At 72.5% G+C, this 12,298-nt stretch carries 12 protein-coding genes; 8 read left to right on the forward strand and 4 right to left on the reverse strand.

Features of this window, described 5'->3' with window-relative positions:
* Positions 1–380: 380 nt before the first annotated feature.
* Entirely contained in the window at positions 381–1,409 is a 1,029-nt protein-coding gene (locus NI17_RS07620; RefSeq protein ID WP_369974894.1) for a tyrosine-type recombinase/integrase, read from the forward strand.
* 136 nt (positions 1,410–1,545) lie between these two features.
* Here NI17_RS07620 and NI17_RS07625 read toward each other — a convergent pair whose 3' ends face one another.
* The 3 genes from NI17_RS07625 to NI17_RS07635 all read right to left on the reverse strand — a co-directional run bounded on the left by NI17_RS07625 (position 1,546) and on the right by NI17_RS07635 (position 4,209).
* A complete protein-coding gene (locus NI17_RS07625) occupies positions 1,546–1,926 on the reverse strand; it encodes a VOC family protein (protein WP_084012910.1) in 381 nt (126 codons plus the stop codon).
* Positions 1,927–2,038: 112 nt separating this feature from the next.
* Positions 2,039–3,304, reverse strand: a complete 1,266-nt coding sequence (locus tag NI17_RS07630; protein WP_243597654.1) for a DUF418 domain-containing protein — start codon at positions 3,302–3,304, stop codon at positions 2,039–2,041.
* A 740-nt stretch (positions 3,305–4,044) separates the two neighbouring features.
* Positions 4,045–4,209, reverse strand: coding sequence for a hypothetical protein (locus tag NI17_RS07635; protein ID WP_199859999.1), 165 nt, complete (start codon positions 4,207–4,209; stop codon positions 4,045–4,047).
* Positions 4,210–4,623: 414 nt separating this feature from the next.
* Here NI17_RS07635 and NI17_RS07640 point away from each other — a divergent pair, with 414 nt between their 5' ends.
* The 6 genes from NI17_RS07640 (at position 4,624) to NI17_RS07665 (ending at position 10,641) form a co-directional block, all read left to right on the forward strand.
* Complete coding sequence (locus NI17_RS07640; protein ID WP_068690681.1) at positions 4,624–5,463, forward strand: arginase family protein; 840 nt, start codon at positions 4,624–4,626, stop codon at positions 5,461–5,463.
* A 332-nt stretch (positions 5,464–5,795) separates the two neighbouring features.
* On the forward strand, positions 5,796–7,001 hold the full coding sequence (urtA, locus tag NI17_RS07645) for an urea ABC transporter substrate-binding protein (RefSeq protein WP_068690683.1): 1,206 nt from the start codon (positions 5,796–5,798) through the stop codon (positions 6,999–7,001).
* Positions 7,002–7,090: 89 nt separating this feature from the next.
* Positions 7,091–7,978: an urea ABC transporter permease subunit UrtB gene (urtB, locus tag NI17_RS07650; RefSeq protein ID WP_199860012.1), complete on the forward strand. Its 888-nt coding sequence runs from the start codon at positions 7,091–7,093 to the stop codon at positions 7,976–7,978.
* Between the two features lie 46 nt (positions 7,979–8,024).
* A complete protein-coding gene (gene urtC, locus NI17_RS07655; protein ID WP_084012550.1) occupies positions 8,025–9,161 on the forward strand; it encodes an urea ABC transporter permease subunit UrtC in 1,137 nt (378 codons plus the stop codon).
* On the forward strand, positions 9,158–9,946 hold the full coding sequence (gene urtD, locus NI17_RS07660; RefSeq protein ID WP_243597655.1) for an urea ABC transporter ATP-binding protein UrtD: 789 nt from the start codon (positions 9,158–9,160) through the stop codon (positions 9,944–9,946). The genes urtC and urtD overlap by 4 nt, the downstream gene beginning before the upstream one ends.
* On the forward strand, positions 9,943–10,641 hold the full coding sequence (locus NI17_RS07665; protein WP_324609955.1) for an ABC transporter ATP-binding protein: 699 nt from the start codon (positions 9,943–9,945) through the stop codon (positions 10,639–10,641). Before urtD ends, NI17_RS07665 begins: the two co-directional genes overlap by 4 nt.
* A gap of 98 nt (positions 10,642–10,739) precedes the next feature.
* On the opposite strand, the gene NI17_RS07670 is transcribed toward NI17_RS07665, so the two are convergent.
* Positions 10,740–11,570 (reverse strand): class I SAM-dependent methyltransferase, encoded by an 831-nt coding sequence (locus NI17_RS07670; RefSeq protein ID WP_234401849.1) that lies wholly within the window; start codon positions 11,568–11,570, stop codon positions 10,740–10,742.
* 72 nt (positions 11,571–11,642) lie between these two features.
* Here NI17_RS07670 and NI17_RS07675 point away from each other — a divergent pair, with 72 nt between their 5' ends.
* A complete protein-coding gene (locus NI17_RS07675) occupies positions 11,643–12,242 on the forward strand; it encodes a TetR/AcrR family transcriptional regulator (RefSeq protein ID WP_068690423.1) in 600 nt (199 codons plus the stop codon).
* The last annotated feature ends 56 nt before the right edge of the window (positions 12,243–12,298 follow it).

The following is a 12,298-nucleotide window of genomic DNA, read 5'->3' on the forward strand; positions in this document are numbered from 1 at the left end:
GTCGGAGACGATCTGGTGCGGGACATGGTGGAGGTGCCGACCTTGTTGTGTGCCCGCCGGTATGAGTGCCGATCTGCGCGCAGCCGTGCCCGCAGGGCGGTGGAGGCCGCTGGGCGTGGCTGAGCCGAACAACAGGCCGTCGCGGGTCCGCCGTCAGTGTCCGAGAGACCGGCCCAGGGGCCTGACCGAGCGGGACGCGGGAGTGCTGCGGCTGGTGGGGGCGCACATGGGCCGCCTGGCGGCTGGACGAGCATGGCACGCCGGTACGGAACACGGTAGAAGCACAGTGGGCGGAAAACCGCAGCGCCGGACTCCGTCCGCCGAGCACCGAAAGGAGGACACAGGCGCGCTCCCCGTCCGCGGGAGCCGCCCCAGATCCGATGAGCGTCGCCCCCGGCACCACCCCCCAGCCCACCGAGCCCCCGCGCATGCGCGCCGCCGACGCCGTCGACGAGTACCTGACGGTCCGGCGGGCGGCCAAGCCCTCCCCGCACACCATCGCCGCCTACCGGCGCGACCTGACCGCGGTCCTGGACTGCGCCGCCCGCGTCGACCGGCGTCCCGTCTCCGCGCTCACCCTCGACGACCTCACCGCCGTCCTGCTGCGCCACGCCTTCGCCGCGTTCGCCGCCGACCGCGCCGCCTCCAGCGTGCTGCGCGCCTGGTCCACCTGGAACGGGTTCTTCGCGTTCCTGGTCACCGAGAACCTGGTCGACGGCAACCCCATGCCCGCCGTGCCCCGGCCCCGCCCACCGGCCCGCCAACCCAAACCCCTCATGGGCGAGGACACCCCCGAACGCCTGCTCACCGCGCTGGCCCGGGGATGTCGCAGGGCCCGCGACCCCTGGCCCGAACGCGACCTCGCCGTGCTGGCGCTGGCCCTGCTCACCGGACTGCGCTCCGCCGAGATGCTCGCGCTGCGCCTGGACTCCCTCAGCGGACGGCCGGGAGAGCGGCGCCTACGCGTGGTCGGCAAGGGCGGGCGCACCCGATCCCTGCCGGTGGAGGCCCCGCTGGAAGCGCTCATCGACGCCTACCTCGGCACCCGACGGGTCCGTTTCGGCGTCCGCCTCACCGGCGACGCCCCGCTGCTGGTCGACAACCGCGGCCGGGCACTGCGCCGCGGCGGCCTGCAGTACCTGGTCCGCCAGTGCTACCGGCACGCCGGGGTCTACGACCGCGTCTCCCGCGGCACCCTCGTGCACGCCCTGCGCCACACCTTCGCCACCCGCCTGGCCGAGGACGGCGCGTCGGTCACCGAGATCATGCACCTGCTCGGCCACACCTCCGTGACCTCCTCGCAGGCCTACATCGACGTCACCGCCCGCTCCCAGCGCGAGGCCGCCCGCGCCAACCGCACCTACGACGTGCTGCGCCGCCTGACCGGCGGCGACACCCCCGTGCCCTGAGGCCCGGCTTCCGGGGCGGGGCCCGCGAGGGGCGTCCGCCGTCGCCGACCCACCGGACCCGCTCGACCGTGGGCCCCCGGCCAGGCGGCCTCGGCCCCGCACCGCGAGGCCGAGGCCGAGGCCGCAGGAGTACCGCCTAGCCGCGGGGGGTCTGGGCGAGCACGATCTCGTTGCCCCACGGGTCGCGCACGTGGGCGTACCGGGCGCCCGGCTCGCCCTCGGGGCCCAGATGCGGCATCACCCCGGCCTCGGCGAGGCGGTCGAGGTCCTTGTCGAGATCGTCGCTGTACAGCACGAGCAGGGGCGCCCCCGCGGTCCGGGAGCCGACACGATCGCCTTCTGCGGGCATCAGCCACAGCCCCGGCTCGTCGACGGCCCCCGGACCCACGTGGACGGAGCGGAATCCGGAAGGGAGACGGGCGTCGAAAAGCACGCGGAAGCCGAGGGCTCCGGTGTAGAAGTCGATCGCGGCATCCAGGTCCGCGACGAGCACGGTCAGTCGGCCGATACGGGACATGATTCCTCCGAAGAGACCGGTGTTCACAGGGCCGCAATACTAGGGGGAGCCTGTGACAGAAGCGGCGGGCGAGCCGCCCCCACGCGACCCGCCCGCCGTCACCATCCCCGCGTCAGGGGATGCGCCTGGCCACCCACGAGGACACCACGTGCAACGGCCACTCCAACGGGCCGCGCCGCCTGACCGCGAGCCGCCACAGGGTGGCGAACAGCAGCGCGCCGAGCAGGATCGACAGGCTCAGCCACTCGGAGACGAAGGACAGCGGGGTGCCGTCCAGCATGCTGTTGTCGTCCAGCCAGATCACCAGGATGTGCCCCACGTAGGTGGTCAGCGCCAGCATGCCCACCGACACCAGCGGATAGACCAGCCAGGCCGCGCGTCCCAGCGCGTCGGTGACGATCAGGCACAGGCCCAGCAGGGCGATCGCCACGCCACCGGCCCCGTAGACGTCCAGGGGTGTTCCGCTGTGCGGAATCGTCACCAGCAGCCACGCCCAGTCGGTGGTGGGCACCGTGCCGCCCAGCCCCTCGGTGAACAGCAGGTCGAACCCCTCGGCGCCGTAGGGGGCGCCGATGCCGGGGTCGAGGGTGGCGGCCAGGCGCGCGTCGACGCCGAGCACACGCACCGCCAGCCACGACACGGTGTAGGACGCGGCGGCCAGGATCGTCCCCAGGGCGACCAGGCGCCAGCGCACCCGTGTGGAGTGCAGGTCGAGTCGGCCGATCGCCAGGCCCGCGAACACGAACGGCAGCCAGGTGATCGCCGGATAGGAGCCGGTCAGCAGGAAGTTCACGATCCCGTCGTCGGCCAGTGCCACGAGCGGGTCGTAGGCGTTGACGGTGTCGACGATCCCCGCCACCGTTCCGTCCGCGGCGATCAGGGAGCGCACCCAGAACGACACGACCGGTCCGAGGACGCCGAGGACCGCGGCGGCGCCCGCGATGATGCCCCACCGCTCGGTCAGCAGCATGGCGGCGAACACGAAGAACACCGCGTAGTAGGCCAGGATCACCGAGACCGGGGTGCCCAGCATGGTCAGGGCCGTGCCCAGGGCGAGCATGACGGCGGCGCGCACGATCACCCGCCACAGCGCCATGCCCAGGTCCCGGTTGACCTTGCGGTCGTGCCCGCCCGAGAGCAGCGCGATGGACACGCCCGCCAGCAGCGCGAACAGCGCGGCGGAGCGTCCGGCCGCGATCGGCTGCAGCGGGTTGGAGCCGTCGGCGAGGGTCCACCCCACGCCCACGTGCACCACGAACATGCCCAGGATCGCCAGACCGCGGGCGACGTCGATGCCGACCAGCCGGGGAACCGGAGGTTTCATCGGTGGGGAGGGGGGCGCCTCGGGTGCGGCGTGGCGGCGCCTCCTGGAGCGCACGGGCGGGTCGAGGGGATCTGCCTCCGGTAGGGGAGCAGGGCTGTAGGAGGGGTCAGCGGATCGGCTGGAACTGTTCGACACGCATATGAGGATCCCCCGACCAAACCTTCTAGCCCAGTCTTTTAACCCACTTGTGACCAGTTGTGGCCAAGTCGGATTCCGGGGTGCGGCGGTGTGAACCGGACAGGGGGGTCGCGCGTCGAGAGGGTCTTCCGCACGGGCGGTCGGGAGGGGCGTGGGTTGTCGGGTGGGGAGGACCGGTGGTGTGTCGAACAGGTCCGGGGAACCGGTGGGCAGCACCGTACGCGGGAATCATCCGTACATCAAGATTTTTGCTGCATAACATATTTTATGCAGCAAAACTTCTTCCGCCGGGCTCCGCGCCGGTCCACGACCGGCGCGGAGGAGTGCGCCCGGGACTGCCGTGCGCGGCCCGCCCGGAAGGCCGCGCCCAGTCGCATGTCGCGCGGGTGCCCCGGTTTGCGCCTCCGAAGGCGGCGCGCCACCGTCGTCGGTCGGGTACTGCCGACGGGCCGGCCGTCCGGAGCCGGTTGCGTGCGCCGTGCCCGTCGGCCGGACCGATCGACACCTGTCGTGCCCGAGCCCTCCGGTGGTTGTGGCCTGCGCCGGGGAGGGCCCCCGGAACCGCTACTTGACATAATGTTGATTATCGGCGGAAGGGGAAGGGGCGTGCGGAAGGGGTGGCGCCCGCCGCACGGACGCTTCACGGCCGCGGCGCGCTACTCGGAGGTGTCGGGCACGGGCAGCCCCTGGCAGGCGGTCAGGTCCGCCCGCACCTGCTCGGGATCGTGGCCCAGACGGATGAGGACCGCCGCCAGGTGGTCGGCCAGCGCGTCGGCCTCCCGGGTCAGCGCCGCCACCCGGGGCGCGGTGCGGTCGGGCACGGGGAACTCGCGGTAGCCGAGGCCCGCCCTCGCCGAGCAGCTCCAGTCCGCTCTGCTCGTCCCGGGTGAGCAGGCTGACCAGGACGTCCACGCCCGCGGAGCGCAGCGCGCGCATCTCGTCGTCGAGCCAGTCCCCGCCGCGCGGACGGGGCATGGAACCGAGCCTGCCCGGGCCGGTGAAGGAAGCCTCGGAGACGGGAGCGGACCAGGGGGACATGGGGGCCTTCTCTCTGTTCGCCGGGGGGACAAGAATCGCCCGCCTCTGCCCCGACCCGCCACTCCCTTTCGGAAGTCGTCCGCGTGTGGACGGTGTGGCCGGTCACCGGGGACGGAGGCGGTGGCCGCTGCTCCCCCGTCGGGGGTGACTACGTGGAGCAGCTTTCCGCGGGGCGCACTCCGGTTAGGGTGGGCGCCATGTGGCAGCGTGACATGGACCTTGTGGTACCCCTGTGGCAGGGCGGCGACGACGTGCGGATCGCGGCCGGTGCGAGCGCGCTGGCGCGGCTGGTGCCCGCGTCGGGCAGTCGGATGCACATGGCGGTGTCGGACGGTCGGCGCGGCGCCACCGACGGCGTGTGCAACCTGGAGTTGGTGGCCCAGGCGGTGCGGCAGATGCGCACGCGCATGCTCAGACGCGCCCCGCGGCGGGTGCTGACCCTGGGCGGGGACTGCGCCAGCGACCTGGCGGCGATCGAGCACCTGGCCCGCCGCCACCCGGGCATGGTGGTGTACTGGGTGGACGCCCACGCCGACCTGAACACCCCCGCCTCCTCCCCCACCGGGCGGGTGCACGGCATGGCGCTGCGGCTGCTGCTGGGCGAGGGGCATCCCGCGCTGCTGGGCGAGAGTCGGCTGGTGCCGTCGCAGGTGACGCTGGTGGGCGCGCGCTCGGCCGACCCGGGCGAGGTCGAGTTCGTCCGGGCCGCGCGCATCGACGTGGTCGACACCACGCGGCTGACCGCCGATCCGCGGTCGGTGGTCGCCGGGCGCTCCCCGGGCACTCCGGCCTACGTCCACCTGGACATGGACGTGTGCGATCCGGCCGAGTTGGCCGCGGTGGCGTGCCCGACCCCCATGGGGCCGCGGGTGGGATCGGTGGCGGCGGCGCTGGCGTCGATCACGGCCCACCACGACGTGGTGGGTGTGGGGGTGTGCGAGTACACGCCGACGGTGGAGCACGACGTGGGCGCGGTGCACACGCTGCTGGGGGCGCTGGGGTTGATGGAGGCGGAGCAGGCGACCGCCTCCCGGTGAGCTCCGCCCGCGATCGCGGGCGGAGCTCACCGGGGTGGGCCCGGTCGTGGTGCGCGCCGTCCCGGAGGGCTCCCCCGGGACGGCCGCCTCCCCCTCCGGCTCGCGGCCCCGGCGGGGCGCCCTGGGCGCAGATCCGTGTCCGCTGGGTGACGGACCCGTTTCGGACTGTGCCGTTACGGAGGTATGTGAAGTGTCGTAACGCGGTGCGTCCACCAGGAAACACCGGCGTAACGGGCGTTTTTCTCCGAGGCAACGGGGAGTGGCCAGACTCCGTAGCTGTATCCACTCCGGTATCCCGCATCCCCCGACACCGAGGAGAAGCAAGCGTGAGCATTCTGCGTCGAGGCGGCGTCGCCGCGTCGTTACTGACCGCAGCCGCCCTGGTGCTGTCCGGCTGCGCCGGCGGCAGCGCCGACGACGGCGGCGAGGACACGGTCAGAGTCGGCATGCTGCACTCGCTGTCCGGCACGATGGCCATCAGCGAGGTGACGGTCCGCGACGCCGTCCAGCTCGCCATCGACGAGATCAACGCCGACGGCGGCGTGCTGGGCCGCCAGATCGAACCGGTCGAGGAGGACGGCGCCTCCGAGCCCGCGGTCTTCGCCGAGAAGGCGGAGAAGCTGCTGCAGTCCGACGGTGTGGCCACCGTCTTCGGCGGCTGGACCTCGGCGTCGCGCCAGGCGATGCTGCCGGTGTTCGAGGGCAACAACGGCCTGCTGTGGTACCCGGTGCAGTACGAGGGCCTGGAGAGCTCCCCCAACATCGTCTACACCGGCGCCACCACCAACCAGCAGATCGTGCCCGCCCTCGACTACCTGAAGGAGGCCGGCCACACCAAGCTCTACCTGGTCGGCAGCGACTACGTGTTCCCCCGCACCGCCAACCAGATCATCACCGCCTACGCCGCGGCCAACGACATGGAGATCGTGGCGGAGGAGTACACCCCCCTCGGGCACACCGAGTACTCCACCATCGCCAACGACATCGCCTCCTCTGACGCCGACGCGGTGTTCAACACCCTCAACGGCGACTCCAACGTCAGCTTCTTCCAGCAGTTGCGCTCGGCCGGGGTGAGTCCCGAGGACATCCCGGTGCTCAGCGTCAGCGTCGCCGAGGAGGAGGTCGGCGGCATCGGCACCGACAACATCACCGGCCACCTGGTGGCGTGGAACTACTACCAGACCACCGACACCCCCGCCAACGCCGAGTTCGTCGCCGCCTTCCAGGAGGCCTACGGCTCCGACCGGGTCACCTCCGACCCGATGCAGTCCGCCTACAACGCCGTCCACCTGTGGAAGGCCGCGGTCGAGAAGGCCGACAGCTTCGAGGTCGACGCGGTGCGCGAGGCGTTGGACGGCATCACCCTGGACGCGCCCGAGGGCACCGTCACCATCGACGGCGCCACCCAGCACGTGCACAAGATCGCCCGCATCGGCGAGATCGGCTCCGACGGCATGATCACCGAGGTGTGGAACTCGGGTGAGCCCATCGTCCCCGACCCCTACCTGGAGGGCTACGACTGGGCCGCGGACCTGTGAGGTTCCCGACCCCCTGACCCAGTCTCCCGGGCGCCAGCACCGGACCGCGCTGGCGCCCGGGAGCAGGAACGGTGCGCACTATGGACGCGATCAACCAACTGCTTGCCCAACTGCCGGTCGGGTTGTCGATCGGCGCCGTGCTGCTGCTGGCGGCGCTCGGCCTGAACTTCACGTTCGGGCAGATGGGCGTCATCAACATGGCGCACGGCGAGTTCATCATGGTGGGCGCCTACACGGCGTTCGTGATGCAGGCGTGGGTGGGCCTGCCCGCCTCCTACTCGCTGCTGGTCGCGCTTCCGGTGGCGTTCCTCGTCACCGGGCTGCTCGGGCTGGCCCTGGAGGCCGGACTGATCCGGCGCTTCTACGGGCGCCCCCTGGACACGCTGCTGCTGACGTTCGGCATCGGACTGGTGCTGCAGCAGTTGGCGCGCGACGTCTTCGGCGCGCCCAACGTGAGCGTGCCCGCGCCCGCGTGGCTGGCGGGCGGCGCCACGGTGGCGGGAATGCAGCTTCCCCACGCGCGGATGTTCATCCTGGCGCTGGCGGCGGTGTGCGTGGCGGCCATCGCCTACTACCTGAACCGCTCCCGGTCGGGGCGGCGCATGCGCGCGGTCATCCACAACCGCGACCTGGCGGCGGTGTCGGGGATCGCGACCCGCCGGGTGGACGCCACCACCTTCTTCCTCGGATCGGGGCTGGCCGGGATCGCGGGCGTGGCGCTGACCCTGATCGGTCCCACCGGTCCCACCACCGGCACCAACTACATCGTGGACGCGTTCCTGGTCGTGGTGGTGGGCGGTCTGGGCCAGTTGCGCGGCACCGTGCTGGCGGCCCTCGCCCTGGGACTGCTCAACGCGCTGGTGGAGCCGTGGAGCGGCGCGAGCCTGGCCAAGGTCATCGTCTTCGCCGCCATCATCGTCTTCCTCCAGTTGCGTCCGCAAGGAATGTTCACCGTACGGACGAGGGCGCTGACCTGACTTCCTCCCCCCGCCGGGAGGCGGGGGGTTCCTCAGAGGAGACCAGATGACGTCGACCATCACCTCTCCCCCGCCCGCCGCCGCGCCGCCGCGGGAGCGGCCGTGGCCCTCCCGCCTGGCGGGCCCGGCCGTCTTCGTCGCCGTGCTGGCCGTGGCGTTGGGCGTTGTGCCCGCGGTTGTGGAGCCGTTCCGCCTCAACCTGGTCGCCCAGTACCTGTGTTTTGCGATCGTGGGCATGGGCATCGCGCTGGCGTGGGGCCGCGGCGGCATGCTGACGCTGGGACAGGGCGTGTTCTTCGGCCTGGGCGGCTACGCGATGGGCATGTACTTGACGTTGGAGCGGGTGGCCTCCGACCCGCTGTCGGGCGGGGTGCCCGACTTCATGGCCTGGAGCGGGATCGACGAGCTGCCCGCGCTGTGGCGTCCCTTCGCCCACCCGGCCGTGGCGATCGCCGCCGCGGTGCTGGTGCCCGGCCTGGTCGCGGCCGTGCTGGGCTGGGCGGTGTTTCGGCAGCGGGTGCGCGGCGCCTACTTCGCCATCCTCAACCAGGCGCTGGCCGCGGCGTTCGTGATCCTGCTGATCAACCAGCAGCACCTGACGGGCGGCACCAACGGGCTGACCAGGTTCCCCACCCTGTTCGGCGCCAGCCTCTACAGCCCCGACACCAAGCGGTGGGTGTATGTGGCGGTGGTGGCGGTCGCCGCCCTGGTCTATGTGGCCTTCCGGCAGGTGGTGCGCAGCCGCTACGGGTCGCTGCTGGTGGCGGTGCGTGACGGCGAGGACCGGGTGCGGTTTCTGGGCTATGACCCCACGTGGGTCAAGACGCTGGCCTACACGCTGTCGGCGATGGCCGCGGGCGTGGGCGGCGCGCTGTTCGTGCTGGTGATGGGCATCATCGCGCCCTCGTCGCTGGGCATCATCCCGTCGCTGATGATGGTGCTGGCCGTGGCGATCGGGGGCCGGTTCAGTCTGGCGGGAGCGGTGGTGGGCGCGGTGCTGGTGAATGCCGCGCAGACCACGTTCTCCGAGAGCTTCGCGGGCGGTTGGACCTATCTGCAGGGCGCCCTGTTCGTGGTGGTGATCGTGTTCGCCCCGCGCGGTCTGGCGGGGATCGCCGAGACGGCGGCCGAGTGGTGGCGCCACCGCGGCCGTCGGCAACAACTCCAGGGGAGCAGTCAGTGACGTCATCGGTGGAGCCGCTGCTGCGGCTGAGTGAGATCAAGGTCGTGTTCGGGTCCTTCACCGCCGTGGACGGGGTCGACCTGTCGGTCGCCGAACGGGAGCTGCGGTTCCTGATCGGTCCCAACGGCGCGGGCAAGACCACCCTCATCGACGTGATCACCGGACGCACCCGCCCCAGCGGCGGCCGGGTGCTGTTCGGCGGCGTCGACATCACGGGGCGCAGGGAGCACGCGATCGTGCGCGCGGGCATCGGCCGCACCTTCCAGACCGCCACGGTGTTCGAGCGGTTGAGCGTGGCCGACAACGTCGACCTGGCCGCGTCCTACCGGATGGGGCCGCTGCGGCTGCTGCGGCGGCGGCGCGGCATCAGCGACGCGGTGGCCGCCGTGCTGGAACGGGTGGGGCTGCTGCGGTTGGCCGACCGCGGAGCGGGTGTGCTCTCCCACGGCCAGCGGCAGTGGCTGGAGATCGGCATGCTGCTGGCGCAGCAGCCGCGGCTGCTGCTGCTGGACGAGCCGGTGGCGGGCATGAGCGCGGCCGAGCGGGAGCGCACCGGCGAGTTGCTGACCGAGATCTCCGCCGACCACACCGTGGTCGTGGTCGAGCACGACATGGAGTTCCTGCGGCGCTACGCCCGCGATGTCACCGTGCTGCACGAGGGCCGGGTGCTGACCGAGGGCACGGTCGCCCGGGTGCAGGCCGATCCGCGGGTGCAGGAGGTCTATCTGGGACGTGACGTGCGGGTGGCCGAGCCCGTCGCCGCGGGTGCTGTGGAGGTGGAGTGACCGTGCTGGAGATCAGGGGGCTGTGCTCGGGGTACGGGCGCGCCCAGGTGCTGTTCGACGTGGACGTGGCGGTGGGGGCCGGTCAGGTGGCGTGTGTGATGGGCCGCAACGGGGTCGGCAAGACCACGCTGCTCAACACCGTCATGGGGTTGGTTCCGGCCGTGCGCGGAACGGTGGTCTTCGACGGAACCGACATCACGCGCACGCCCACGCACGCGCGGGTGCGCTCGGGTATGGGGTATGCGCCCCAGGGGCACGAGACGTTCGCGCCGCTGACGGTGTGGGAGAACCTGCGGGTGGCGGCGGACGGAGCGTCTCGGGGTGCGCAGGTGTCGATCGAGGCGCAGTTGGAGCTGTTTCCGAGGTTGAAGCCGCTGCTGAAGCGGCGGGCGGGGCTGCTGTCGGGCGGGCAGGCCCAGCAGTTGGCGATCGCGCGGGCGCTGGTGGCCGATCCCAGGCTGCTGGTGCTGGACGAGCCCACCGAGGGCATCCAGCCCTCCATCGTGGCCGAGATCGCCGAGGCGATCGCGCGGGTGGCCGCGCGCGGGGTGGCGGTGCTGCTGGTGGAGCAGTACCTGGATGTGGCGTTGGGGCTGGCCGACACGGTGACGGTGATGGACGCGGGCCGGGTGGTGTACGCCGGGGAGGCCTCGGGGTTCTCCTCCGACGACGCCGCGCGGCTGCTGGCGGTCTGACCGCTGCCCCGCGAGGAGGCGGGGCAGCGGCCGGTGCCGCTTCGCCCGGGCGGAGGCGGTCGCCTGGCCGGCGGTTGCCGCGGGGTCGGGGAGCCGGGTCAGGCGGGGCCGGTTCGTGCCGCGGTGACCGCCACCGTCGCGTAACGCATCGTGAGGCTGCCTCCCCTCCTGTCGACAGCGGCTCCGACACCCTCGAGCACCTGCGCCAGCCTGTCCGGTGGAAGCCGGGTGAAGGGGCCGAGGGTGGGGATCTGGTCGAGCCACTCGTCTCGGGTGGAGGACCGTTCCCAGTCGAACCGCCACTGCTCCGGCTCGCCGAAGGCGCCCGCCCGGCGGATCCCGTCGGCCGTCCTGGCCAGCAGCGCGGAGTAGCCGTCCTGGGTCTGTCGCGTCATCGCCCGCGGGTCGAGCGGTGAGTCGGGCGCTGCTCGCCGGTGGACCTCGGAGAGGGCTTCCGCCACGTCGGGTGGGAGTTGGAACACGTTCCACAACGCTGCCAGTCGGCCGCCGGGACGCAGCACCCGCGCGGCCTTGGCCGCTCCCGCGACCGGGTCGGTCCAGTGCCAGGCCTGTCCGGCGACGACCGCGTCGAACTCCCGGCCGGCCGGGTCCCAGGCTTCGAACGTCGCCACGTCGACCTCGATTCCGGACCGTCGCGCCAGGTCGGCCATCCGCGCGTCGGGATCGACTCCGAGCACCCTGCACCCGGCCGCCCGGAACTGCCGGGCGGCGATTCCGGTGCCGCAGCCGACGTCGAGGACGTCGGGGCCGGGGCTGGCGGCGACGATCCGCTCCACCAGCGCGTCGGGGTAGCGGGGGCGGGTCCGGTCGTAGCGTTGGGCGTCCGCGCCGAAGGACTCCGCCACCTGTCGGTGGTGGTGGGGCTCGTGTTCGGGGGGTCGCGGTTGCTCCGGCGGTAGAGTGGGCACGCGCCCACCGTAGTGGGCGCGTGCCCACTCGTCAACGACGGAACCCATCGAACGAAGTGAGGGAGGCACGGTATGCCGACAGGGGTGGCCCTGCGCGACGCGCGCGAGCAACTGTTCGCCGCCGCCGAGCGCGTCCTGCTCCAGGACGGGCCGAACGCGCTGACCAGCCGGGCGGTCACCGCCGAGGCGGGCTGCGCCAAGGGCGTGCTGCACCGGCACTTCGCCGACTTCGACGCCTTCCTCGCCGAGTTCGTGCTGGACCGCATCGCCCGGATCGACACCCGGGCCGCGGCCCTGCGCGACTCCGCCGGGACCGGCACCGTCGCCGACAACCTCACCGGCGCGCTGGTGGACCTGTTCGGATCGGTCGCCGTGGCGATCGTCGGCCTCGTCACCTTCCGGGACGACCTGCGCGCCCGGCTGCGTCAGGCCACGCCCACCGGTGTCCCGCTGCTGGCGGAGGCCACGGCCATGATCGCCTCCTACCTCGCCGCCGAGCGCGAACTGGGTCGCGTCGCGGCCGACGCCGACGTCGACACGCTCGCCCCCACGCTGGTCGGGGCCGGGCACCTGCTCTTCGCCGACCGCAGGGGCACCCCGCCGGAGGCCGGGGCCGTCCACAGGACCGTGACCGCGGTCATCGCCGGTGTCGTGCGGGAACCGCCGCCGTGACGGGCGGGTGCCGGTCCCGCCTGTCCGGCGCCCTCTCCTCCGCCGGTCGGCGCCGG

Source organism: Thermobifida halotolerans, assembly GCF_003574835.2.
GTDB lineage: Bacteria > Actinomycetota > Actinomycetes > Streptosporangiales > Streptosporangiaceae > Thermobifida > Thermobifida halotolerans.